General features: G+C 69.6%; 19 protein-coding genes and 1 pseudogene. 11 read left to right on the top strand and 9 right to left on the bottom strand.

What is annotated here, in order from left to right:
• Positions 1 to 130: 130 nt before the first annotated feature.
• The 3 genes from ACFUJY_RS02905 to ACFUJY_RS02895 all read left to right on the top strand — a co-directional run bounded on the left by ACFUJY_RS02905 (position 131) and on the right by ACFUJY_RS02895 (position 2,870).
• On the top strand, positions 131 to 691 hold the full coding sequence (locus tag ACFUJY_RS02905) for a MobC family plasmid mobilization relaxosome protein (protein WP_383293488.1): 561 nt from the start codon (positions 131 to 133) through the stop codon (positions 689 to 691).
• Positions 688 to 2,400: a relaxase/mobilization nuclease domain-containing protein gene (locus ACFUJY_RS02900; protein WP_383293482.1), complete on the top strand. Its 1,713-nt coding sequence runs from the start codon at positions 688 to 690 to the stop codon at positions 2,398 to 2,400. Before ACFUJY_RS02905 ends, ACFUJY_RS02900 begins: the two co-directional genes overlap by 4 nt.
• Positions 2,401 to 2,486: 86 nt before the next feature.
• Positions 2,487 to 2,870, top strand: coding sequence for a hypothetical protein (locus ACFUJY_RS02895; protein WP_383293479.1), 384 nt, complete (start codon positions 2,487 to 2,489; stop codon positions 2,868 to 2,870).
• A 238-nt stretch (positions 2,871 to 3,108) separates the two neighbouring features.
• Here the strand turns inward: ACFUJY_RS02895 and ACFUJY_RS02890 are convergent, their stop codons facing one another.
• Together ACFUJY_RS02890 and ACFUJY_RS02885 are read right to left on the bottom strand one after the other, a co-directional pair.
• Positions 3,109 to 3,669 (bottom strand): peptide deformylase, encoded by a 561-nt coding sequence (locus tag ACFUJY_RS02890; RefSeq protein ID WP_383293476.1) that lies wholly within the window; start codon positions 3,667 to 3,669, stop codon positions 3,109 to 3,111.
• A 5-nt stretch (positions 3,670 to 3,674) separates the two neighbouring features.
• Positions 3,675 to 4,646 (bottom strand): multiprotein-bridging factor 1 family protein, encoded by a 972-nt coding sequence (locus ACFUJY_RS02885; protein ID WP_383293473.1) that lies wholly within the window; start codon positions 4,644 to 4,646, stop codon positions 3,675 to 3,677.
• Between the two features lie 143 nt (positions 4,647 to 4,789).
• On the opposite strand from ACFUJY_RS02885, the gene ACFUJY_RS02880 reads away from it, so the two are divergent.
• The 4 genes from ACFUJY_RS02880 to ACFUJY_RS02865 are packed head-to-tail and all read left to right on the top strand — an operon-like array spanning position 4,790 to position 8,770.
• Positions 4,790 to 5,944 carry a glycosyltransferase family 1 protein gene (locus tag ACFUJY_RS02880; RefSeq protein WP_383293471.1) on the top strand — a complete coding sequence of 385 codons (1,155 nt, stop codon included), beginning with the start codon at positions 4,790 to 4,792 and terminating at the stop codon, positions 5,942 to 5,944.
• Positions 5,941 to 6,645 carry a hypothetical protein gene (locus tag ACFUJY_RS02875; RefSeq protein ID WP_383293468.1) on the top strand — a complete coding sequence of 235 codons (705 nt, stop codon included), beginning with the start codon at positions 5,941 to 5,943 and terminating at the stop codon, positions 6,643 to 6,645. Before ACFUJY_RS02880 ends, ACFUJY_RS02875 begins: the two co-directional genes overlap by 4 nt.
• Positions 6,642 to 7,877, top strand: a complete 1,236-nt coding sequence (locus ACFUJY_RS02870; RefSeq protein WP_383293465.1) for a glycosyltransferase — start codon at positions 6,642 to 6,644, stop codon at positions 7,875 to 7,877. The genes ACFUJY_RS02875 and ACFUJY_RS02870 overlap by 4 nt, the downstream gene beginning before the upstream one ends.
• Positions 7,874 to 8,770 carry a glycosyltransferase family 2 protein gene (locus tag ACFUJY_RS02865; RefSeq protein WP_383293463.1) on the top strand — a complete coding sequence of 299 codons (897 nt, stop codon included), beginning with the start codon at positions 7,874 to 7,876 and terminating at the stop codon, positions 8,768 to 8,770. Before ACFUJY_RS02870 ends, ACFUJY_RS02865 begins: the two co-directional genes overlap by 4 nt.
• Here ACFUJY_RS02865 and ACFUJY_RS02860 read toward each other — a convergent pair.
• On the bottom strand, positions 8,728 to 9,228 hold the full coding sequence (locus ACFUJY_RS02860; RefSeq protein WP_383293461.1) for an AAA family ATPase: 501 nt from the start codon (positions 9,226 to 9,228) through the stop codon (positions 8,728 to 8,730). The genes ACFUJY_RS02865 and ACFUJY_RS02860 overlap by 43 nt on opposite strands.
• A 101-nt stretch (positions 9,229 to 9,329) precedes the next feature.
• On the opposite strand from ACFUJY_RS02860, the gene ACFUJY_RS02855 reads away from it, so the two are divergent.
• The 3 genes from ACFUJY_RS02855 to ACFUJY_RS02845 all read left to right on the top strand — a co-directional run bounded on the left by ACFUJY_RS02855 (position 9,330) and on the right by ACFUJY_RS02845 (position 11,835).
• Complete coding sequence (locus tag ACFUJY_RS02855) at positions 9,330 to 10,247, top strand: FkbM family methyltransferase (RefSeq protein ID WP_383293458.1); 918 nt, start codon at positions 9,330 to 9,332, stop codon at positions 10,245 to 10,247.
• A gap of 111 nt (positions 10,248 to 10,358) precedes the next feature.
• Positions 10,359 to 10,820, top strand: a complete 462-nt coding sequence (locus tag ACFUJY_RS02850; RefSeq protein ID WP_383293455.1) for an NUDIX domain-containing protein — start codon at positions 10,359 to 10,361, stop codon at positions 10,818 to 10,820.
• Positions 10,821 to 10,932: 112 nt separating this feature from the next.
• Positions 10,933 to 11,835, top strand: a complete 903-nt coding sequence (locus ACFUJY_RS02845; RefSeq protein ID WP_383293452.1) for an LLM class flavin-dependent oxidoreductase — start codon at positions 10,933 to 10,935, stop codon at positions 11,833 to 11,835.
• A 358-nt stretch (positions 11,836 to 12,193) separates the two neighbouring features.
• Here ACFUJY_RS02845 and ACFUJY_RS02840 read toward each other — a convergent pair whose 3' ends face one another.
• The 3 genes and pseudogenes from ACFUJY_RS02840 to ACFUJY_RS02830 form a co-directional block, all read right to left on the bottom strand.
• The gene (locus ACFUJY_RS02840) at positions 12,194 to 15,184 is read right to left on the bottom strand and encodes a hypothetical protein (RefSeq protein ID WP_383293449.1); all 2,991 of its coding nucleotides are present in this window, start codon (positions 15,182 to 15,184) and stop codon (positions 12,194 to 12,196) included.
• A gap of 334 nt (positions 15,185 to 15,518) precedes the next feature.
• Positions 15,519 to 15,761, bottom strand: a pseudogene (locus ACFUJY_RS02835) (LLM class flavin-dependent oxidoreductase); the annotation flags it as partial.
• 9 nt (positions 15,762 to 15,770) lie between these two features.
• Complete coding sequence (locus tag ACFUJY_RS02830) at positions 15,771 to 16,637, bottom strand: DUF72 domain-containing protein (protein ID WP_383293446.1); 867 nt, start codon at positions 16,635 to 16,637, stop codon at positions 15,771 to 15,773.
• A gap of 142 nt (positions 16,638 to 16,779) precedes the next feature.
• On the opposite strand from ACFUJY_RS02830, the gene ACFUJY_RS02825 reads away from it, so the two are divergent.
• Positions 16,780 to 17,646, top strand: coding sequence for a Cof-type HAD-IIB family hydrolase (locus tag ACFUJY_RS02825; protein ID WP_383293443.1), 867 nt, complete (start codon positions 16,780 to 16,782; stop codon positions 17,644 to 17,646).
• Positions 17,647 to 17,775: 129 nt separating this feature from the next.
• Here ACFUJY_RS02825 and ACFUJY_RS02820 read toward each other — a convergent pair whose 3' ends face one another.
• The 3 genes from ACFUJY_RS02820 to cydB all read right to left on the bottom strand — a co-directional run bounded on the left by ACFUJY_RS02820 (position 17,776) and on the right by cydB (position 24,118).
• The gene (locus ACFUJY_RS02820) at positions 17,776 to 19,452 is read right to left on the bottom strand and encodes a GAF domain-containing sensor histidine kinase (protein WP_383293441.1); all 1,677 of its coding nucleotides are present in this window, start codon (positions 19,450 to 19,452) and stop codon (positions 17,776 to 17,778) included.
• A gap of 91 nt (positions 19,453 to 19,543) precedes the next feature.
• The gene (gene cydD / locus ACFUJY_RS02815; protein ID WP_383293438.1) at positions 19,544 to 23,071 is read right to left on the bottom strand and encodes a thiol reductant ABC exporter subunit CydD; all 3,528 of its coding nucleotides are present in this window, start codon (positions 23,069 to 23,071) and stop codon (positions 19,544 to 19,546) included.
• 45 nt (positions 23,072 to 23,116) lie between these two features.
• Positions 23,117 to 24,118, bottom strand: a complete 1,002-nt coding sequence (gene cydB, locus ACFUJY_RS02810; RefSeq protein ID WP_383293435.1) for a cytochrome d ubiquinol oxidase subunit II — start codon at positions 24,116 to 24,118, stop codon at positions 23,117 to 23,119.
• Positions 24,119 to 24,131: the final 13 nt, after the last annotated feature.

Raw genomic sequence — 24,131 nt, 5'->3', positions numbered from 1 at the left:
TCCGTCGCCGGCGAAGTCGTCCAGGATCTTGGACCGTTTGCGGCAGGCGTTCGGACGGGCTGCCCCGGGCGGAGCCAGTAGTACCCCGAGTCCGACTCAAGGCCGGACTTCGGGGATCTCCGCCCCGGGGGTGGCGGAGTCGGCCCAGCGCCAGGGGGCGCTTGGCCGGGAGGTCGGGGCCGAGGGCGGCCCCGACCAGGACAAGCTCCACGCCGTCCAGCAGCAGATCCTCAGCCCCGCACATGCCACCGACCCGACGGCCGGCGAACGAGCATCGCAGAGCGTGCAGCCGACGATCCGCCGCTTCACCGGCACCAAGCGGACCGTCCGTGTCGGACCGCTGCGCTTCACCGGTGACGAGCACGCTGCGCTCCAGGAGGCCGCAGCCGAGCATGGCTACAAAGGGGAATCCGGCTTCACCGCGGACATCGCCCTCGCCTTCATCACCGGCCGGTTCACCGCGAACCTGCCGCTGTCCGAGGACCGCCGCCGCACCCACATGTTCCGCGCCCAGGTACTGCGTGAGCTCAACCGGATCGGCGTCAACGTCAACCAGATCGCCCGCGCCCTCAACAGCGACCTCACCCCGCCCGACGTACGTCACCGTCTCGACGAGCTGCGCCAGCTGCTGGACCTGATCGCCCAGGCCCTGTGTGGACCCGCCGAGGCTGAGAAGGAGCAGGCCGCGTGATCGCCGCGATCAAACCGGCCGGGTCCAACACCCGTGGCCTGCTCGCCTACCTCTACGGCCCCGGCCGCCACGACGAGCACCTCGACCCGCACGTCGTCGCGGGCTTCGCGATGCTCGGCATGCCCGACCCCGGCCGGAACCCGGACACCACCCTCACCCAGCTCGCCCACCACCTCGACGAACCCGTGCATCTCCGGAACAGCGAGTTCGGGAAGAAGATCAGCGACCACGTCTGGCACTGCCCAGTCCGCGCAGCCCCTGAGGACCGGCACCTCTCCGATGCCGAGTGGGCCGACATCGCCCAGCGCATCGTCGAAGCCGCGGGCATCGCCCCGCCCGGCGACGACCTCGGCTGCCGGTGGATTGCCGTACGCCACGCGGACGACCACATCCACATCCTCGCCACCACCGTCCGCGAAGACGGCCGCCGCCCCAAAATCCACGGCAGCGGCATCCGCGTCGGCGACGCCTGCCGCCAGATCGAGACCGAGTACGGCCTGCGCCAACTGAAGAAGGGCGACCGCACCGCCGGAAAGCGCCCCACCCAGGCAGAGATGCACAAGGCCCAACGCCTCGGCTGGGAACAGACCAGCGCCGACTGGCTCCAGGACCGCATCCGCGCCGCCATCCCCCACGCCAGCAACACGGAAGAACTCCTCGCCTACCTCGAAGCCGACGGCATCGCGATCAAACCCCGCCGCGGACCGTCCGGAGACCTCCTCGGCTACGCCGCCAGCCGCCCCGGCGACCTCAACAAGGACGGCGAACAGATCTTCCACCCCGGCGGAAAGATCGCCCCCGACCTCACCCTCCCCAAGCTCAAAGCCCGCCTGGAAACCACCGCACCCGAAGAACACCCCACCGCACGCCGACAGCGCCCCACCACCCCCTGGCACCAGGCCACCGACGCCCTCGACACCCTCCACCAGGGCAGGACCGACGACACCCACGCCCAGGCCCACATCTCAGCGCTCGGCGAACTCATCGAGGCCACCGCACAGAAAGCACCTGACCACTCCCGAGCCGAACTGCGAACCGCAGCACGGACATTCGCCCGCGCCCAGCGCTCCCAGATCCGAGCCGAGCACCAGGCCGCCCACACCCTGCGCCGCGCGGCCCGCGACATCGTCCACACCGCCACCGGCCCCGACGGCAGTGCCTTCGCCGCCCTGCTCGCCGCCCTCGCCTGGGCCACGATCGTCGCCGCCCGCTGGCACGAGGCACAGAATCACGCCCACCAGGCCGAAGCCGCCCGTCAGGCCCTCCACCACCTACACACCGCCGCCGACCACGCCCTCGCCCCGGTCATCGACACCCTCGCCGCTCGTCAGCCGAGCGACCAGGCCAGCCGAATCCTGGCCCACGACGTCCGGGCCGCCGTCCCCGACCACGCCGACCGCATCCTCACCGACCCCGCCTGGCCGGCCCTCGCCACCGTCCTCGCCGACGCCGAAGCTGGCGGCCACAAACCCCACCAGCTCCTCAAGGAAGCCGCCGCTCAGCGCGAACTCACGACCGCCCGCCAGCCCGCCCGCGTCCTGATCACGCGAATCCAGCACACCAGCCGCGACCCCGCCCCCAACCTCCGAGCCGAAGCCGCCCGCCTCCGCTCGACCCTCGTGTCTGCGCGCAGCACACACCAGACCCAACCGAATACCCTCACCACGGCATCGGCGCGCCCCACCGACCAACACCACCGGCGCCGCTGACGGCTAGTGACCCCGGGTAGGCATTTCTGTAGGTTGACTTCTCGTGGCCACCAGGCGGCTTGCTGTTGTGGGGAGGGGTCTGACGAGTGGCTGAAAAGACCGTGCGGAAGTCAGTGTCGCTGGCTGTGTTTCTGGCTGTAGCCGCTGATCCCGGGGTGCCGTTCAGGATCGTCGAGCTGGCGGGCCGCGGTATCGCCGCGGATGCGGCCGCGAGCCGTTGGGTGCTTGAGGCCGGGAAGCCTTCTCTCGACGGCTTCGTACTCGCCGACAAGTTGATCGACCTCGGTGAACGTGAGGATCAGCTCGTCGCACTGTGGCACGAATACGGAGCCGACGAGGTCGGTGTGGTGGGCTTCGAGTCACGGCTGACGGAGATCGTGACGGCTATGGAGATGTGGGTGCCGGTCCCGGAGGGGCCCATGGAGGACTTCTCAGTCCGGCTTCGCCGCGTTCCAAACACGGATGGGTGACTCGGGGGCTACACGCCCCTTTCGGTTCGGCTCAGGCGTTGGGCCATCGCATGTAGTACGGCGATGACGGCGTTCCGCTCGGCGTGGCTGCGGTAGTCGGTGCCGTTGAGCGCACCAGGATGACTCGCCGAAGACACCCTCCACGATCACGATCTGGGAGCAGCCTGCCGGGCAGCGGACCAAAGATCCGGGACGGGCCGCTGAGCGACCACCACGAAGCACGGGCCGGCCTCGGCTGCTACTTCTCGTAGTCCCACGCCCGCCCGGTCTGGCGGTACTCCTCCACAGGGATGGGAACGACGCCCGTCCGCATCTGTGCGGTGTAGAGCAGGCCGTCGAGGTGGTCGATCTCGTGGTGAACCAGCCGGGCGAGCCCTCGTTCGTAGGTGGTGGTCACCAGACGGCCCTCCAGCGTGGTTGTCTCCACGGTGATCCACAGCGGCCGAGGGACCATGCCGCGAACGTCGAAGAACGACAGACAGCCCTCGTACTGCTCGTCTTCTTCGCTGGAACGGTCGGTGATTCGGGGATTCAGCAGGACGATCGCCGGAGCCTCGGCGGCGTGGGGCTGGACGACGGCGGCGGCACGGCCGATGCCGATCTGGGGCGCCGCGATGCCCATGCCCTTGGCGAAGGGGTGGACTTGCCCGATCCGCTCCATCGAGGAGAACAGCCGCTCGATGGCCTGCTCGGCCGCCTCGCGCTCAGTCGGCAGGTCGAAGACGCGTGCCTGCTCAGCAAGAACGGGGGCCCCGCGCTGCACGACGCCGAGGTCCCGCATCTGTTCACTGGGACGCATCTGGATCACCTGAACTCCCCGTTATCCGCATCATGTTCGGGACCGGCCCGGAACCGCCACTCCAAACGGTATCGGGCGTGGAGCGCGGGTGCGGAAGTGCTCCAGGCGAAGACGCGCACCCCTCCCTCCTGGCGCTGGACCGGTGCCGTTCGCAGCGGAACCGCTTCGGCGGTCATGGACGTCTCGGTGCCCCACACAACGGGGTCGAGTTCAACAGGAAAGGCGAGTTCAACCACCAGATGCTCGGTAGGCAGGCGGACGGCGCGCTGGAACCAGCGGCCCCATTTCTCCTCGCCCACCGAGTAGGCGTATTCGATCCACACCGACTCACCCGGGTAGAGAGGGAAGCGGCCCTGCTCGTTCTCGAACAGCAGCCACACCTCCTTGAAGGCATCGCGGTCGTGCTTGGCCTGCCAGCGCATCGCCTCCCCTCGACAGGTCGCGGTCAGCGAGAGCTCGTCCCAGGTCAGCGGATGCGCGCGATAGTGGGCGTTGGACTGTTCCGGCTCGCCCGGGTAACGGTCGACGCTGATGCGGATCAGATAGCGGGTGATGGGCTCACTGCCGGTGTTCCGCAACAACCGACGCATCGTGAGCCGGTACAGGCGCCCGTCGTAGTCGAGGCGGGCCGCGTCGTGCTCGACGACGATCGCCGACCCGGTCGCGTATGGCTGCTCGGTCCGGCGGGGGACGGGTACGACCGTCGCCGGGGCCACGGGAGCCTTGGCCGTCTCGTATTCCAGCCAGCGCTTCCAGATGGCCTTGCCCGCGTTCAGGGCCTCCTCCGCACGACGGGCGAAGTCCTCGGTCGGCTTGTGCCGGCCCGACTCGACGTGGCTTACGTAAGACGGGTCGAAGCCCATCCTTCTCGCCAACTCCCGTTTGGCCAGGCCCCGCACCTCACGCCAGTAGGCGACCTCCGCCGCGAACGCCTCGGCGGTTTGCTCAACCGTCAAGGCATCGTTCCGCGCATCCATCAAAGCCCCCGCCCCGGCCATCGGATGAGATGAATGAACCGTGAGTGATCTCGATTCACCATTCTGTCACGGCCCCGTCCGCCAGTTTGCTTCCTCTACCGGCCCAGGTCGACCCCCGGGCCCCAACGAGGAGGGCCTCAGCGATGCGCGTGCTGTATCTGCTCAACGTTTCCAACGCCAGTCAGCTGTCCGCTGATTCCGGCTACACCTTCGCCGACATGCTCGCCCCGGCCCTGACCGACGCCGGGGCAGAGGTGACCGTGGCCTCGCCCGTGCCGGTCGGCGACGCCCGCGTGCACTTCGCGCTCACCGCTTCGCCGTCCACCAAGTACCGGGCCCGCTTCGATCCCGGCATGGACGCCTTGGTCGCCCTGATCCGCGACCGACGGCCCGAGGTCGTGGTGGCCAACCAGATCGAGGCCGCTCCCGCGATCCGGGCCGCACTCCTGGAAGCAGGGGTCGACGCGCTGATCGCGGGCTACTGCCACTACCTGCCGTTCTCCTTCACCGACACCGGCGTCCTGGAGCTGGACCCCGCGCTGGACGACCGGGGCCTGGGCCGTAGCGTGCTGCTGGCCTTCGCCGCCGGCCTCGGGGCCTGCGACCGCGTCCTCGTCCACTCCTCCACCGCTGCCTCCTGGACCACCGCGGCCGCCGCCCGTACCGGCGTCGAACTCGGCGACAAGCTGCACGTCGTCCCCGCACCCAGGGACGTACGGCTGGTACGCGACCCGGCCGACATCACCCCGCCCGCAGGCAGGGCCTCGGGCATCTACAACCACCGCCTGTACAAGCACTACGGCACCGCTCGCTTCACCCAGCTCGCCCGCCGCCTCGTCGCCGACGCCCCGGTGCGGCTCACGGTGATGGACCTGTTCGGCACCCGCAGCCCCGAGCGAATCCGCCTCGACCCCAGCCCCGAACGGCACCTGGAGGAGCTGGCGACCACGGACGGCGTCGCCATCGCCTCCGACCGTGGCGACCGCATCCGCTACCGCAACCTGCTGGCCAGCGCCCACTTCGGCATCGCCCCCTTCCGCCCGGGCTGCCCCTGGTCCATGTCGGTGATCGACTGCCAGGCGATGGGCCTGCCGGTGATCGGCCCACGCACCGGCTGGCTGGCCGAGCACATCGACCAGGAGCTGCTGTTCGACACCGACGAGCAGGCCGTCCAGATCGCCGAGCGCCTCGCCACGGATACCGAGTTCTACCTGGTGCACGCCAAGCGCGCGCACGCCTCCACCGGCGACCTCACGCCCGCCGTGGTGGCAGCCCGTTACCTGGAGGCGATCAAGTGACCGGCTTCGAGGCAGTGCAGCTCTCGTACGACGAGCCGCTGGCCGGCTCCCTGCACACCCGCCTCGCCCGGGTTCTGGGCGGCAGCGTCAAGCGCCTGCACGGAGTCCGCGGGATGCGACGCGCCTACCGGCTCACCGCCGAGCTGGTCGACACCGAGCAGTTCTTCCTCGCCGACGGTGACTTCGCCATCGACCCCGAGTTCCCCACCGCAGCGGTCCAGCCTCTGGCCGACGGTGTGGCGATGCGGGTCTGGCAGGCGGTCAACCCGGTCAACGGTCTGACCTACGGCTACGGCGGGCTCAAGCTGATCCGACGCGCGGCGCTGAGGGAGATGGGCCAAGCCGTCGACGTGCTGGCCGCACTACCCGGACGCGTCGAGTTCTGCCGCCGGACCGCCGGGGTCACGCGGTTCAACCAGAGCCCGTTCCACGCGTGGAAGGCGGGCTTCCGCGAGTGCGCGATGCTCGCGCGCGGCAGCGAGTACGGAATGACCGACGCCTCCACCCAGGAACGCATCGCCGCCTGGACGGCCAGCCGCGACGGCGAATTCGCCCCCTACGCGGCGGCCGGAGCCCGCGACGGAATCGCCTTCGCCCAGGCTGCCGCCCGCGACCCGCAGCGCTTCGAGGCGCTCAACGACCCGCCCTGGCTGCACCAGCACTTCACCACGCTGCACGGCGAGCAGGCGGTGACCGGATGAGCACCGTTCCCGGGCCGCTGGTGCTGATCGAGCCATACGCCCACCGGGCCGGCGGGCATCACCAGCGCACGCTGGCGGCGCTCGCCGCCGAACGGCCGGGCAGCCTCGTCATCGCCCCCGGCGGCCTGAGCGAGGACCTGGCCCCGCTGGTTCGATCGGGAGCCCGAGTCGCTGCCGGTCCGGCCGGACCGGCAGCGAGGATCCTTCTCGCCGTCGCACGGGCGGCAGCCCGCGTCGCTGCCGCTGGTCAGCGGGTCTTCGCCTCCCGGAGCTGGCCGCAGACGGTCCGCAGGTCCCCGCACCAGGTCACCCTTCTCGCCCGGTGCCTGACCGAGGCCGCCTGCCTTCGCACCGCACGCCGTCTCACCCCGCGAGCCTCGTCCGTGGTGATCCTCAGCGCGAGCGAGGCCCTGCACGGTGCCGCCGCCCTGCTCGGCGGCACCCCGCACCTGCGGTTCGTCCACGAGGCGGTCACCACCGAAGACCGTCCCGTCCGGTGGCTGGGCCGGCTCGCCCGCAAGGGCGAGAAGCGGGTGATCGCGCTGTACCCGACCGCCGCCGTCCGTGACCAGGTCGGACCGCACTTCTCTCACCTTCCCGGCGTGGTGAGGGCGTTCGCGGTTGATGACGGACGCCCGCTGACCAACTCCGAACGCGACGGGGCTCGTAGCGCCTTCACGATCCCCGCCGACGCAACGGCCGTATGTGTGATCGGCGGCTGGTGGCCCTACAAGGACATCCCCACCATCGATGCCGCCCTCGCCCGCCTCACCGCCCCGCTTCACGTCCTGGTGTGCGGCACGCCACTGGACGACGCCGTCCTCACACGCTGGCACCAGCTCCCCAACGTCCACCTGCACACCGTGCCCGGCCCGGTCGGTGACCAGGTCCTGCGGCTCGTCTATGCCTCCGCCGACGCGGCTCTCGTCGCCCGGAAGTCCGGCGTGGGCAAGGAATCCGGGCTGGTCATGGACGCCGTCCGCCTCGGCGTACCGCTGATCGTCTCCGCGCACGACCCCGAGCTGACCGCCCGCCTCGCCGGGGAGCCGTGGACCAGGCTCTTTCCCTCCGGTGATCCGGACGCCCTCGCCAAGGCGCTGGACCAGCTCGCGGCAGATGCTCCCGCCCGCCCGGGCCCGTCAGCGTGCGGGGCGCTGAACATGAACTCGGCGGCCGACCAGGCCGCCTTCCTCACCGACACCTACACCCGCCTGACCAAGGAATCCCGATGAAGACACCCGTCTCTCCCGCCCTGGTCGCGGTGGTCGGCCCGGTCGAACCGGCCCTGCTGGCCGCCTGGACCGCCCACTACCGCCGACTCGGCGTCGAGCGGTTCCACCTCGCCTTCCACTTCCCCGACCACATCCACGCCGCCTGGCGGCACCAGCTCATCGCGGCTAGCCACGACCTCGGCATCGTCCCTGCCCGGATCAGCACCGGCCCCTGGCACGAGCACACCAACACCCAGCTCCGCGACTTCCTGCGCGAGCATGCGGGCCCCGGCTGGCACCTGATCACCGACTCAGACGAGTTCCAGACCTACCCCGCCCCGCTCAACGAGATGATCGCCTGGGCCGAGACCGCCAAGCACAAGGTGATCGGTGGGCTGATGCTCGACCGCGCCACGAACGACGGGCGGCTGGCACTGTGGCGGCCGCAAATCGGACTGGACCGGTCCTTCCCGCTCGGCGGGCACCTCACCCACCGGCTGCTGAAGGGCGATCCCCGCAAGATCGTCCTTGCCCACTCCTCGGTAGCCGTTGCATCCGGCAACCACCGGGCACCGGGCCACAAGCCCGACCCAGACACGCTCGCATGCGTCCACCACTTCAAGTGGCGCTCGGGCGTCCTGGACGACCTGCGACGACGGGTCGACCGGTTCACGTCCGGTGACTGGGTCGAGCACACCCCGGCCGTCCGCAGCGAGGCGTCCCGCCTGTTGCAGCACATCGACCGCCACAACGGCCGGATCGATGTCGCCGACCCGCGTCTGGCCTTCCGTCACGTCACGCTCGATCGACTGCCGAGCGGCTGGGCCGCCGAAGCCGCCAAGATCACAGCCATCTGGCGCCCACACACGGCTCAGAGCCAGCCCGGCTCCACGATCTCCTCGCCCTCGTCCTGAGGCTTCTCGAAGCGAGCGAAGAAGTCGTCCAGCGCCTCCGGGGTCACGACCAGAGCGTTGGCGTCTTCCCGCTCATTGCGCTCCGCCAGCCTGCGCAGCAGCTCCTCGCGCTCCACCGGGAAGTACAGCAGCCGCCACCGGCCGCCGGCCGCCTCCACCAGCTCCTTCATCGCGTCGCGATCCTTACGCGGCCACAGCCCGTGGTCCCACACCACGTCCCGGCCCTCGGCGACCAGCTCGGCGAGCCGCTCGTGCAGCTCGGAGACGACCGGAGCCTCCTTCTCGAAGTAGGTGTTCTCCGGGTAGTCGACGCCGTACCGACCGTGCCGCTCATGGACGACCTCGTCCACCGACAGCCGCACTGCACCCTCCGGCTCCAACTGCCGCTGGGCATAAGTGGTCTTCCCCGAGCCGGTGAGCCCCACCAGCAGGAACACCACCGGAGTGCGCTCGGCCACCGCCAACTCCCTTCAACACCACCAACGTCCCCTGGCCAGTCTGTCACCGTCGGCCGGCCCAGAGCCCCGTTCCGCCTCACCACCACCCGAAGGAACCGCCCGTGTCCGCCTCCGCACTCGCCCGCGTGCTGCGGGCCTACGTCCGCTACGCCCCCGGAACGTTGGGCAAGGCCCGGCTCGTCGGTCGCTTCCTCGACGCGCACCTGCGAACCCACCCCGTCCACGCCACCGTAGGGCTGCGGTCCGGCGACAAGATCGGCGTGACCACCAGCGACGTCATCCAGCGCTACCAGTACCTGTTCGGCGAGTGGGAGCCCAACTTGAGCGCCTTCCTCCGTGACCGGCTTCGCCCTGGAGACACCTTCATCGACGTCGGAGCCCACCGAGGCGCTTTCAGCCTCCTCGCCTCCCACGCAGTCGGCCCCTACGGCCACGTCATCGCCGTAGAGCCCTCCCCGCAGTTCCACGACGACCTGACCGCCGCGATCTCTGCCAACCGCCGCACCAACATCCAGTCGATCCGATCGGCAGTCTCCGACACTCATGGCAGGCAGACCCTGTACCTGGAGGACCCCACCAACCTCGGCCACACCACCGCCGTGCGGCCCCGCCACGCCCACATGACCTTCGACGTACAGACCGCGCCCCTGGCCAGCCTCATCAGCAGCGCCCAGTTCGCTACCACTCGGATCATCAAGATCGACGTCGAAGGCGCCGAAGCCGCAGCCGTCCGCGGACTCCTACCGGCGCTCGCGCACTTGCCGGACGACGCGGAGCTTGTCGTGGAGGTCACACCTCGGCTCTTGGCCAAGCAGGGCGAGAGCGCCACCGGGATCATCGACATCCTGAGCGAGAACGGCTTCCATGCGTACACGCTCACCAATGACTACGCCCCAACCACCTATCCCAGGACCATGCGGCACCCGCAGCCGCCCGTTCGATGCACCACGGTCCCCGAGGAGATGACCGACCTGGTGTTCTCGCGCACTGATGCGGACCACCTCGCATCCGGGCGTTGAAGCCGCCCGCGCTCCAAAAGGGAGCCGGCATCCCCGGATGCCCGCACGACCCCGAAGAATCCGAAGCACGTCGACAAAAATGGAGCGGACACGGTGAGCAGCAAGAGTGTGATGAACAGTCGCAATGCGGTCTGCGTGATCGTCCACGACAAGAACACCGACACGGTCGCATCCCTGCTCTACGGGGCCCGTAGCTGGTCCCCGCAACCGGTCTGGACCCTTCCCGGCGGCAAGGCCGAACCCGGCGAACCCCTCGACGAAGCCGCTGCCCGCGAACTCGAGGAAGAGACGGGCCTTCTCGTCGACCCCGCCAACCTCTCACTCGTCCACGTCGTTCACGTCGAGCAGGGCTGGGACCGGTCCGGGCAGTTCGTGCTCTTCGCCTTCGCCACCGACACCTGGACCGGTGAACTGACCAACGCCGAACCGGACAAGCACCTCGCAGTCCAGTGGCTCGCGGCCGAACGCCTCCCCGAGCCTGCGTTTCCGACAGCCGCACAGGCCCTGGTCGCGTACAGGGATGGCGGTCCGTCCTTCTCCCGCTACGGATGGCCGGCCACCATCACGAACTGAATCGCCACGCTGTTCTGGACGGCCCGGCGGCCGCACGGCACCGCGCCTGATCAGTGGGGACTCGCCTACGTCGAGCCGCGACCAGGAACGCGCTCGACGTAGGCTCACCGGCATGAGCCTGCGCCTGAGCACCGTGATCCTTCCTGTCGACCGCTGGCACGAGGGAGGCCGCGCCAAGTGGCAGCGCGCCGAGGAACTCGGCTTCCACGCCGCGTACACCTACGACCACCTCTCCTGGCGCAGCTTCCGCGACGGCCCGTGGTTCGGCGCCCTGCCCACCCTCACCGCCGCCGCCACGGCTACGGACCGCTTGCGCCTGGGCACCTTGGTTGCGTCGCCAAACTTCAGGCACCCAGTGACGCTCGCCAAGGAACTGATCTCGCTCGACGACATCTCCGGCGGACGCGTCACCCTCGGCATCGGCGCCGGCGGCAACGGCTTCGACGCCACCGCACTCGGCCAGGAGCCGTGGACGCCCAAGGAGCGGGCGGACCGGTTCGGCGAGTTCGTGCCACTGCTCGACCGCCTGCTCACCGAGGGCGCCGTCTCACAGAAGGGCGATTTCTACACGGCCGAGGAGGCCCGCAACCTCCCCGGCTGCGTACAGCGGCCTCGGCTGCCGTTCGCGGTGGCTGCGACCGGCCCACGCGGCCTGAAGCTCGCTGCTAAGCACGGGCAGGCGTGGGTGACGACCGGTGACCCGAAGCTGTACGAGGAGGGGACCCGGGAGCAGTCGGTGACGGCACTCCGCGGGCAGATCGAAAGACTCGGCAAGGCGTGCGCCCAGACCGACCGGGACGTCGCCGACCTCGACAAGATCCTGCTCCACGGCTTCACCCCCGACCGGAACAGGCCGCTGGAATCCGTGGACGCCTTCGTCGACTTCGCCGGCCGCCACCAGGAGCTCGGCTTCACCGAGATCGTGATCCACTGGCCGATCGCGGGCTCCGACTTTGCCGCCGACCTGAGCACCTTCGAGGCCATCGCCACTGAGGCCATCGGGCTCCTCAGCTGAGGAGGTGATTTTGCCCGTTGACCTGGATATTGTCGAATTTCGGCTGAATCCAGGGCTGATCGGGCGGCGGCCCCTGCCCCCCCAGCAAGTCCGTAATCTGCTCGACCTCGTCGTACAAGAGCGAAGACGCATACGAACCGTCGTGGCAAATAGCGTGTCGAGAGGTACCTGCGTGCGAGCACCCACGCGCACGGGCCGTTCGGTTCGCCGTGCTAGGTGACCGGGAGGCCCACTTCGGGGGTTCGTCGGCACGCCGTGGAGTCCCGGATTTGGTCACCGCCTTGTCTCTCAGTGTTGGCTGAATGGGGAGGGTTATCGCACCCAGTCGCATAGCGACAAACCGACGGTCTCGCTGCAGCTATCCGTTGCCGCGCGTCGTCCAGAACGTCTGGACCCGCGGATCATCCGAGTCCTCCAAAAGGATCTTGCTGGGGCCGATCCGGAGGCGTACGCGGAGCTTCCGGCTGCCGCTCGCGGACACGAATGTCCGCGATGCCAGATGCGCGTCTACGAGCGCATCCACAAACGGCTTCCATTCATCCTCGTAGTCCCTTACCCACTTGAGCCTGTGGTCTTCTGGCAGGTAGCCAGACGGAAGGACCATTGACATTTTCCCGCTGACCTCCAGGTTCTTGAGAAAATGGCGGGCGGCTTCCACTGCAATTGGGGGCTCCTGGCTGGCCGCTTCTTCATCAGCAATGCTGGCCCCCAACAGACTCAGTGTTGACAGGATTTCCGGGCGACGGAAACAGACCTCGCGTCCTGGGACGACCAACTCCACGAGGGACTTGTGGATGATCCCGCGCATTCCAGACAGGTCCGGGTTATGAGCGGTTGTCAGGGAGCGCAACACAGAACGGTCAAGCGTGAGGGTCCAGTTGGATCCTGCGGGCAGAGTCAAGCCCGAGAGGGTACACCGGACGAATCTACTGTCGGCGACGAGCACCCCCGCGAGATCGAGTGGATCGATGAACGTAGCATCACGAATGGTGACCGACGGTACCTCCTTCGTCATTCGGATTATCGCGGCCCACAGGGATCCCAGATTGAGCGAGGCGAACCCTCGGGAGGCAGACAGCGATTCGGCTTTCAGATCGAACCCGGCAAGGAGGCTCTGAAGTTTCATGCCCGGCGACTCGGAGACCACGCGTTTGACCATCGCCGGACGCCATTCCGACGCGTTCAGGAGACGGTAGAAACGTCGTACATTACTGCCGTTCGCGTACTCGAGAGCCAGCCCGGCTAGGAAGTAGTCGAAGAACAACTCGTGCTGAAAGCGGAATCTTTTACTGCTCCCTACCCTGGACGCGCCGGCCGTCATGCCACACAGGACCTGGAGCCGGTCGCGTAGATGCGGTCGTGCCTCGTTCAAATCCTCGACGTCATCAAGCCCGAGCACCGTCGCGGCGCCGATCTCAAGATCGGCAGCGCTGATCTCGCGCTCGCTATTGTCGACCATGCACTCAGCCGCGAACTCGAAGACGCAGCGAAGCTCCTCACTCGACAACAGGGGAGTGGTGTCGTCAAGGGAGTAGCTCAGCTTCTTCTCCTCGCGCCGGAGATACTCGCTTATAAGCCGTCCAGCGACATTCGAAACCTCGCCGGGCATCCGCGCCATTTCCGCGAAGGCGCGGGCGAAAAATGGAAGGCGCAGAAGTTCCATATCATCGCGGGAAAGCTCCTTGAGCCGTGCCGAGGGGATCTCATGGGCGCCCATGAAAGACTCCACCTCACCGTCGGACCACCTATTCATTTCAGCAATCTTGTGGTGGACGCTGACGCCCTCTTCCTGGGCATGCTTCAAGCTCTCTTGGAACTGGTTCGCGTAGTAGGACGAGCGGGCGGAAACGACCAGCACGCCGCGTCCGTCTAGCTCTTCGAGCCAAGGCCGCAACGCCGTCACCGCGTCATTGAACCCAGCACCACCGAGGAGCTCGTCGAAGCCGTCGATGAGAAGCGCCATCACTCCATTCCGGCACAGTGCTTTCACCGCCAGGTCGGTCAGATTGCGGGTGGTGGCGACAGCACTGTTGACTACCTCGACCAGGTTCTCCAGGACGTGACCATTCGACCGGATGTACAGGAAGAGCGGGACACCGTCTACCTGGTCTCCGCTGGCCACCTCCGCGGCCCGATGCAGCGCAGCCGACAGCATGGCCCGAGTTTTCCCGATGCCAGCTTCACCATTGACGAAGTAGATCAGCGTCTGACCGTGCTCGACCCCTACTTCCTCGTCGAGGTCATCGATCAGACCGTTGAAGGTCTTGCGCTGCGGCTCCGCCCTGTTTCCGTCGTCCCGTACCGTGACAGTCGCTGGCAGCACCGTCTTTTCGCTACTCCAGCCGAGACCTTCGACTTCCTCCTCGATCAGCCGCTTCTCCAGCTGATCCATCTCATGCCAGAGCCGACGCGCAACAACCCCAAGGTTGGCGATCCTGCGCAGAAATGCGCTGTACGGAAGCCAACCCGCCCCATCGTCCCGCCACTCGCGCAGACCGTTTTTCCCAACACGGAAGTGGTCCATTCGGAGTTCTGTTCCGTCGCTCGTAGCGCGGTGCCATTCAATTACAAAGCCAACGTCCGCCTCGTCGTATGGGTGCGCTGGAGTTCCGCTCGCTTCCTGAAACCCAGCGAGGTCCCGCAGGATGGCGTCCCGAAAATAATCGCTCTGATCGTCTGGAGATCGGCGATTCTTGAGCAGCTGAGTCAGAGCTGTCAAAGCCTCGTCACTCTTTGGTTGGACAAGCGTCCGCTGGGGGTCGCCAAAACTTATGTACGACGGCTTCTTATGATTGAAGGCAGAGAAGATCTGCCAACTCCCGTCCTCGGACACGTAGAAGAACGGGAACAGGTCCACCGAGTCGGTTCCCCAGACGAAGACAGGATGCCTCTCAAAGCCGCCCCCGACACTCCGGACCTCCGCGCCCTCTAGGCAGTCGGCCATCACGTCCCAGAACCTGCCAGTCAACGTGTCGACGGGGCCAGCAACTCCGTCCGGTACCGGGCCACCATGGCTGAGGTGGTCCCGCAGCATCTTGTAGGAGTTGAAGGGAAGCTCTCCTCCAGGCCCGTCCCGATACAGCTTACGAACGCGCTGGACAGCGACCCGCACCCGGACGACCGCCTCTCCCGCCCTCGCGACATCCAGAAGCGAACCCAGCTCGGATAGAGAGGTTACCCAGCCCGCAAGGCCAGGTGATCGAGCGATCTTCGGAGCTGTGACTCCCGCAGAGCGGAGCGCAGCGACAGACAGGAGGGAGGCGAACCGGAGGACGAACTCGAATGCGGCAACGCTGTCACGGACGCCACGCAGTTGTCCCGGCTCTCCACAGGAGTATGCACGCTCCATGCGGCGGAGAACATCAATGGCCGTTCCGTGCGACTGCCCAGTCACTTGAGGCACCTTCCAGCACGATCTCGGAGATCACTGACTGGGCAGATTAGCGGACTTGGCCCCAGGCCGTTCGGAGTTGAAGCTCCAAGGCTGCATCGGAGGAACTGTGACGCCGGGACGAGCCGGTACACCTCCGCCCCGTCACCAACCAGTTCGCTCTTCACCAAGATGGCCGACCTCGGTGTATGGGTAGTTGGGGTTGATCTCCCTCCGCTACAGCTGTCCCGAGATGTGAACGTTGCACTACACCTCTGACCAGCTCTGCTTCGGTTACTTCCGCAGGTCAAGTCGTGATAGGCGAAAAAGGCTTGACTGAGGTGACGAGCGTGCCGAGCCGGAGCCGGTCGGTGGCCGCCGCGGCTGCCGTGAGCGTCGGCAGCGCACCGAACCACGGACCGTCCCGGAAGGCCCTCCAGGACAGGTGGTCGTACGTGTAGGCGGCGTGGAAGCCCAGCTCCTCGGCGCGCCGCCAGCGCTCCCGTCCGCCCTGGTGCCAGCGGTGGATCGGCAGAATCACAGTGCTCAGTCGCATGGGGCGACCCTACGAGAGGTCGAGGAGGTGCCGCATCGCCTCCGCGGCGCGGACGGCGGCGTCGCCACAGCAGTTATTGAAGAGCACATGGACCTCGTGCGCCCGCACGGCCATCTCGCGGACGCGCGGCACCCACTCGGAGAGCTCTTCGGTCGTGTAGGCGTGACGGAACCTCTCCTCCTTGGTTCCCGTTCCCCAGGCACTGCTGCGGCCGTGCAGCCGCACGAGGGCGAGCCGCGGGTGGGTGACCCGTACGACGGGAGGCACGGAACTCGGCAGCGTCTGGACCATGTCCACGGCCACGGCGGCCGCGTCCAGCTCCGTCAGCAGGGCGGCCGTCGCGTCGGCGCGGTCCCCCTGCCACCAGCCCGGATGCCGGAACTCCACCGCCACCGGCCATCCCGCGGCACGCTCGCGGCACCGCCGCAGGAACTCCTCCGCCGGCCTCCCCGGTACGAGCCGGGCGGGGAACTGGAAGACCAGCGTGCCCAGCCGGCCGGCGGCCCGCAGCGGTTCGAGTGCGGCGCCGTACCGCTGCCACACCTCGTCCAGCAGACCCGGATCGGCGCCGGCCCGCCCGCGCGCGAAGGCCGGGCGCAGGTCGGCCGGAAGTGCCTCCGGATGAGTGGGGTGACCGGTGAACAGGGAGAACGCCTTCACGTCGAACCGGAAGCCGTCCGGGGTGCGGTCCACCCACAGCTTGCTGTTGCGGAGGCTGGGCAGCCCGTAGTACGTGGAGTCCACCTCGGCCACCGGGAACCGCGTGGCGTAGTGCCTGAGCCGGCTCTCCGCGTCGCGGCTGCCCCGGGGATACCAGCCGCTGGTCACCAGGGCCTTGTCCGTCCATGAGCAGGTGCCGATCCGGATCTCTCCCATCCCGCCCGTCTTCCCCGTCTTCTCCACGCGATTCCGGGCGACGCCGACATATGCCGGAGGAATGTTCGAAGGTCAGAGGCGCGGGCTCTCAAATGTGCGACCCTGCGCACGCCCGTGCGCTTCCATACGCGAGAATGTACGGGTGACCACCGTTATCGAGCAGTCCGCGCCTGTCGCTCCCCGGCTGATCGCCACGGATCTGGACGGCACCCTTCTGCGCGACGACAAGACCGTCTCGGACCGCACGGTCCGGGCGCTCGCCGCCGCCGAGGAAGCGGGGGTCGAGGTCTTCTTCGTCACCGGCCGCCCCGCCCGCTGGATGGGCGTCGTCAGCGACCACGTCCACGGACACGGCCTGGCGATCTGCGCCAACGGCGCGGCCGTCGCCGATCTGCACGCCGGTGGACGGCTGCTGAAGGTCCGGGGCCTTGAGCGCGCGACGGCCCTGGACGTCGTCCGCACGCTGCGCACCGCCGCGCCCGGCACGTCGTTCGCCGTCGAGCTGACCACCGGCATCCACTACGAGCCCGCCTATCCGCCCTTCCACCTCGACCCGGGCGCCACCATCGCGGTCGCGGAGAAACTGCTGCACGAGGAGACCCCGGGCGGGGGCGTGCCCGTGCTGAAGCTGCTCGCCAAGCACGGCGAGCTGGACCCGGACGAGTTCCTGGCGCTGGCCCGGGCGGCCGCCGGGGAGCGGGCCACCTTCACCCGGTCCAGCCCCACCGCGCTCATCGAGATCAGCGGACCGGGCGTCTCCAAGGCCAGCACCCTGGAGCTGTGCTGCGCCGAGCGCGGCATCGCGGCCGCCGAGGTCGTCGCGTTCGGTGACATGCCCAACGACGTGGAGATGCTGAGCTGGGCCGGCACCTCGTACGCCATGGGCAACGCCCACCCGGCCGCCCTCGCCGCCGCGTCCGGCCGTACGGTCACCAACAACGAGGACGGGGTGGCCGTGGTCATCGAGCGCATCCTCGCCGAACGAGCGGGGAGCCTCGCGGGACGCTGAGCGGTGCGGGGCTCGGGGGCCGTGCTCGGAAGCCAGGCTCAGGAGCCGGGCTCAGGAGCCGGGCTCGGAGGCCGGGCGCCGGGGCCGACGCGGCGGGCCCGGACTGCCTCCGAGGCCGTGCGGCAGCGCTCACAGCGGTGCCTGCCACACCACCGCCGTACCGCCGCCACCCTCCCCGATCCCCCGCTCGAACCAGCTGGCCCCGCCCAGCGACTCCGCCCGCCGGGCCAGGTTCCGCAGTCCGCTGCGGCGCCCGCCCTCGGGCATGCCCACCCCGTCGTCGGCGACCGAGAGCCGCACCGCGTTCCGCCCGTCGTCCAGCGTGACGGTCGCGTCCACGACCACCTCGATGCGCGCCGCGTCGGCGTGCCGGAAGGCATTGGACAGCGCCTCCCGCAGCGCCGCGATCAGGTTCTTGGCCGTCAGCTCGCCGACCAGGGAGTCGACCGCCCCGAGGAAGCGGTGGGACGGCTTGAAGCCCAGAGGCACGGCGGCCATGTTGATCTCGCGCAGGACCCGGGTGCGCAGCCCGGACGGCGCCTCCGCCGGTTCCTGCTGGAGCGCGAAGATCGCGGTCCGGATCTCCTGGATGGTCACGTCCAGCTCGTCCACCGCCCGGCCGACCCCGGTCCGCACCTCCGGCACGTCCGACCGCCGCTGCGCGCTCTCCAGCATCATCCCGGTCGCGAACAGCCGCTGGATGACCAGATCGTGCAGGTCGCGGGCGATCCGGTCGCGGTCCTCGTAGACCGCGAGGCGTTCCCGGTCTCGCTGTGCGTCGGCCATCATCAGGGCCAGCGCGGCCTGCGAGGCGAACTGGGTGGCCAGCGTTCGTTCCGTCTCCGTGAAGGGCCGGTCGCCCCTGGCGCGGGGCATGGCCAGCGCGCCCAGTACCCGGCCCCCGCTGTGCAGGGGCAGCAGCATGCTCGGACCGAACGGATGCGCCAGCCTGGTGATCAGGCGGGTGTCGGTGGCCGAGTCGTCCACGAAGACCGCCTCGCCGCTCAGGAGCATGGCCACCACAGGGCTCTGGGCCGGAACGATCACCCCGAGCGAGTCGGCCGGATCGTCCGCCGAGACGGCGACGATCTCCAGGCCGCCGCCCTCGGCCGGCAGCAGCACGATGCCGGCGGCGGCACCCGCGAGACGGCGGGCCTGCTCCGCGACGACCGTGAGCGCGTCGTCGGCGTCGCTTCCGGAGAGCAGCGCGGTCGTCACGGCGACCGAGCCGTCGATCCACCGCTCGCGCTGCCGGGCCGCTTCGTACAACCGGGCGTTGCCGATGGCGATCCCGGCCTCCGTCGCCAGTACCCGCACCAGGTGCAGGTCGTAGTCGCTGAACTCGCCGCCCCCGTCCTTCTCGGCGAGATACAGATTGCCGAAGATCTCGCCCTGGACCCTGATCGGAACGCCGAGGAACGTGCGCATCAGCGGATGGCCGGGCGGAAATCCGGCGAACCTCGGGTCGGTGGTCAGGTCCGCGAGGCGCAGCGGGCGGGGGTCGTGGATGAGGGCTCCCAGCAGCCCCCGGTGCCCGTCGGGCCGCCGGCCGATCTCATGCGCCACGGGATCGGGCACCCCGTAGGTGACGAAGTCGGAGAGCCCTTCGCCCTCCTCGTCCACGACCCCGATCGCGGCGTAGCGGGCGTGGGCCAGCTCCGCCGCCGTTTCACAGATCCGGTCGAGGGTGGAATGCAGTTCGAGGCCGGTCCCCACGGAGCGCATGGCTTCCAGCAGGCGCGGCACCCGGGCGGTGAGCTCGGTGGACAGGCCCTGCAGGCTCCTGGCCGGATCCTCCTCAGACATACTGCGAGCCTAATTAGTCACATTTGCCCTGGAAAGTCGGAATCGATCGTGCTCCGCCCGGAAGGGAGGCCCAGCGGCGGCCGGACACCACCTACGAGCGCGTTCCCACGGCTGCTTCAGGCTGGCCCATGCTCTGCCGTTCCCGCGCCAGCATCCGGCGGAGCGGCCCGTCCACCGAGGCCAGCACGTCGTACGGGCCCCGCTGCACGATCGAGCCCGCCTCCAGGACCACCACCTCGTCCACCGCGTCGAGACCGGCGAGCCGGTGCGTGATCAGAACCGTCGTACGCCCCCGGGTCGCAGCCAGCAGATCCGCCGTCAGGGCGTCCGCGGTCGGCAGGTCCAGGTGCTCGGCGGGCTCGTCCAGCACGAGGACGGGGAAGTCGGCGAGCAGGGCCCGGGCCAGGGCGAGCCGTTGGCGCTGGCCCCCGGAGAGGCGGGCGCCGTGCTCCCCGACGAGGGTGTCCAGCCCGTCCGGCAGCGCATCGGCCCAGTCGAGCAGGCGGGCCCGGGCCAGGGCGTCGCGCAGTTCGGGCTCGGTCGCGGCGGGCCGGGCCAGCCGCAGGTTCTCCCGCAGCGAGCTGTCGAAGATGTGGGCGTCCTGGGCGCACAGCCCGACGAACCTCCGCACGGTGTCCCCGTCCAGCGTCGAGGCGTCCACGCCGCCGACCCGGTAGGTGCCCGTCCGGGCGTCCAGGAAGCGCAGCAGCACCTGGGCCAGCGTGGTCTTGCCGGACCCCGAGGGCCCAACGACGGCGATCCGGCGGCCCGCCTCCAGCGTGAGGTCCACGGAGGCGAGCGCGTCGCGGGCCGTGTCCGGGTACCGGGCCGACAGCCCGCGCACCTCCAGCGGGAACGGGCTCGCCGGCGTCGCTGCCGGTGCTTCGGGCTCCCGTACGGGCACGGGGGCGTCCAGCACCTCGTACACGCGCTCCGCGCTCCGGCTGACCCGCTGCCGGTACTGGGCGGCGAGCGGCAGGCCGGTCACGGCTTCGAAGGCGGCCAGGGGGGTGAGGACGACGACGGCGAGTTCCACGCCGGCGAGCCGCCCGTCCGCCACCGCCGGAAGGGCCACCAGCGCGGCGGCCACCACGGTGAGGCCGGCGATCAGAGCGGTGAGGCCGCCCCCGAGCGCGGTCGCGGTCGCCGCACGCGACGCGATCCGGGTCAGGACGGCATCAGCCTCGCGGGTGCGGGCCGCGCGGCCCGGCAGGGCGCCCGCCACGGTCAGCTCGGCCGTCCCGCCCAGCAGATCGGTGATCCGGGTGGCCAGCTCGGCGCGGGCGGGGGCCAGCCGGCGCTCCGCGCGGCGGGCGCAGGCACCGCTGACGAGCGGGACCCCGACGCCCGCCAGCAGCAGCCCCACGGCCAGGACCAGGCCCGCCTGGGGGAGCAGCCAGCCGGTGAAGCCGACGGTGGTGGCACCCACGAGGACGGCGGTCCCGACCGGCAGCAGCCACCGCAGCCAGTAGTCCTGGAGCGCGTCCACATCCGCGACCAGCCGCGAGAGCAGATCCCCGCGCCGGGCGCCGCGCAGTCCGCCCGGTGCGATGCGCTCCAGGCTGCGGTACACGGCGACGCGCAGTTCGGCGAGCATCCGCAGGACCGCGTCGTGTGAGACGAGACGCTCGGCGTAACGGAAGACCGCCCGGCCGATACCGAAGGCACGGGTGGCCGTCACGGCGACCATCAGATAAAGGACGGGCGGCTGCTCGGACGCCCGGGAGATCAGCCAGCCGGAGACCGCCATGAGCCCGACGGCGCACCCCAGGGCGAGGCTCCCCAGCAGCAGGGCGAGCCCGAACCGGACACGTTGGGCGCCGGCGGCGTCCCGGACCCGGGTCAGCACATGCCCACGCGCCGACCCGGCCTGCTCGGGCGCTCCGCCCGCGGGCGGAGGCTCGGTCGGCAGCATGTCGCCGGGAACCCGGGCGGAACCGGTCGCCCCGGGCAGCGTGGCAGGGGCCTCCGGCGCCCCGGCGGCCTCGGCCGCCGTCAGCGTCACCACCCGGTCCGCGACGGGCAGCAGCGCAGGCCGGTGCACCACCAGCAGCACGGTCCGGCCCGCGGCCAGCCTCCGTACGGCCTCGACGATCCCCGCCTCCGTCCCGCCGTCCAGACTCGCGGTCGGCTCGTCGAGCAGCAGCACCGGCCGGTCGGCGAGGAAGGCCCGGGCGAGCGCGATCCGCTGCCGCTGGCCCGCGGAGAGTCCCGCCCCGTCCTCACCGAGAACGGTGCGGTCGCCGTCCGGGAGCCCCTGTACGAACTCGTACGCCCCCGCGTCACGCAGCGCCGCCGTCACCGCGCTGTCATCGGCGGCGGGCCGGGCGAGCCGCACGTTCTCCGCGATGGTGCCCGCGAAGAGATGGGGGCGCTGCGGTACCCAGGCGATGCGCTCCCGCCAGCGTTCGGGAGAGATGTCCGCCAGATCGGTGGAGCCGACCCTTACCCGGCCCTCGTCGGGGGCGGTGAAGCCCAGGACCACGTTCAGCAGCGTGGACTTGCCGACACCGCTCGGGCCGACCAGGGCGACCGTCTCCCCCTGCTCGACGGTGAGCCAGGTCGCGGCGAGTGAGGGATCGGACCTCCCCTCGTGCCGTACCGTCACCCCCTCGATCTCCAGTCGCAGCGATCCGGGGACCTCCCCCGTGCCACTCGGGCGGGGTTCCGTCTCCAGGACCGCGAAGACCTCCTCGGCCGCGGAAAGGCCCTCGGCGGCCGCGTGGAACTGCGCGCCCACCTGCCGGATGGGCAGGTACGCCTCGGGCGCGAGGATCAGGACCAGCAGACCGGTGTAGAGGTCGAGTTCCCCGTGCACGAGCCGCATGCCGATGGTGACCGCGACGAGAGCCACCGACAGGGTGGCGAGGAGTTCGAGGGCGAAGGAGGACAGGAAGGCGATCCGCAGGGTGCGCAGAGTGGCCTGGCGGTACTGCGAAGTGATCCGGCGGATGGATTCGGCCTGGGCCTTCGCCCGGCCGAACACCTTCAGCGTCGGCAGTCCGGCCACCACGTCGAGGAAGTGGCCGGAAAGCCGCGAGAGCAGCCGCCACTGACGGTCCATGCGCGACTGGGTCGCCCAGCCGATCAGGATCATGAAGAGCGGGATGAGCGGCAACGTGACCACGATGATCGCCGCGGACACCCAGTCCTCGGTCACCACCCTGGCCAGCACGGCCGCCGGCACGACGACGGCGAGACCCAACTGCGGCAGATACCGCGCGAAGTAGTCGTCCAGCGCATCGATCCCCCGGGTGGCCAGCGTCACCAGCGAGCCGGTGCGCTGCCCGCTCAGCCAGTCCGGCCCCAGCTCCGCGGCCCGGTCGAGCAGCCGTCGGCGCAGCTCGGACTTGACGGCCGCACCGGCCCGATGGGCGGCCAGCTCGGTGAGCCAGGCGACCAGGGCCCGCCCGAGCGCGACCACCGCGAGCAGCAGCAGCGGGGTACGCAGCCCACCCGCTGTGAGCCCGTCCTCGAAGCCGCCCACCACGATCTCGGCGATGAGCATGGCCTGGGCGATGACCAGCGCCGCCCCGGCCAGGCCGAGAACCACCACGGCCGCCATGAACAGGCGTGTGGCGCGGGCGTGGCGGAGCAGGCGCGGGTCGATCGGTTTCACGTGAAACATCCCTTGCGGCTCGGCACGGTCAGGGGACTCTCTGCGTCAGTGCGCTTCGGCGATGTGCTGGGTACCGATCCGCTTGCGGAACACCCAGTACGTCCACCCCTGGTAGAGCAGGACGACCGGGGTGGCGACACCGGCGCACCACGTCATGATCTTCAGCGTGTACGGGCTGGACGAGGCGTTGGTGACCGTGAGGCTCCACGCGTCGTTCAGCGAGGACGGCATGACGTTCGGGAAGAGCGTCAGGAACAACATGGCGACCGTCGCCGCGATGGCCACACCGGAGAGCGCGAAGGACCAGCCCTCACGGCCGGCCGCGGTCATCGCGATCGCACCGACCAGCGCCGCCGCGGCGACGACCATCGCGATCAGGCTCCGCCCGTCCCCGTTCTCGATCTGGGTCCAGACGAGGAAGGCGAGCGCGAGCACAGCCGTGCCGGCACCCAGCTTCAGAGCCAGCCCGCGCGCCCGGGCCCGGATGTCACCGGCCGTCTTCAGCCCGGCGAACACCGCGCCGTGGAAGGTGAAGAGGGTGAGGGTGACCAGGCCGCCCAGAAGCGCGTAGGGGTTCAGCAGGTCCAGGACGCCGCCCGCGTACTCCATGTGCGCGTCGATCTTCACGCCGCGCACGATGTTGCCGAAAGCCACACCCCACAGCACGGCGGGGATCAGCGACGCCCAGAAGATCGCGTGCTCCCAGTTCGTCTGCCACTTCTCCTCGGGGCGCTTCGCCCGGTACTCGAAGGCGACGCCGCGCACGATCAGGCAGAGCAGGATGAGCAGCAGCGGCAGGTAGAAGCCGGAGAACAACGTGGCGTACCACTCGGGGAACGCGGCGAAGGTCGCTCCGCCGGCGCTGAGCAGCCAGACCTCGTTGCCGTCCCAGACCGGGCCGATGGTGTTGATCAGCACCCGCCGTTCCTTGCGGTCCCGGGCGAGCAGCTTGGTGAGGACGCCGATCCCGAAGTCGAAGCCCTCCAGGAAGAAGTAGCCGGTCCACAGGACGGCGATGAGCACGAACCAGACGTCGTGGAGTTCCATTTCTCGGCTCCCG

Source organism: Streptomyces sp. NPDC057249 (assembly GCF_042669245.1).
Taxonomy (GTDB): domain Bacteria; phylum Actinomycetota; class Actinomycetes; order Streptomycetales; family Streptomycetaceae; genus Streptomyces.
The sequence above is the reverse complement of the archived record's forward strand: the minus strand, read 5'-3'. Positions and strand labels throughout refer to the sequence as shown.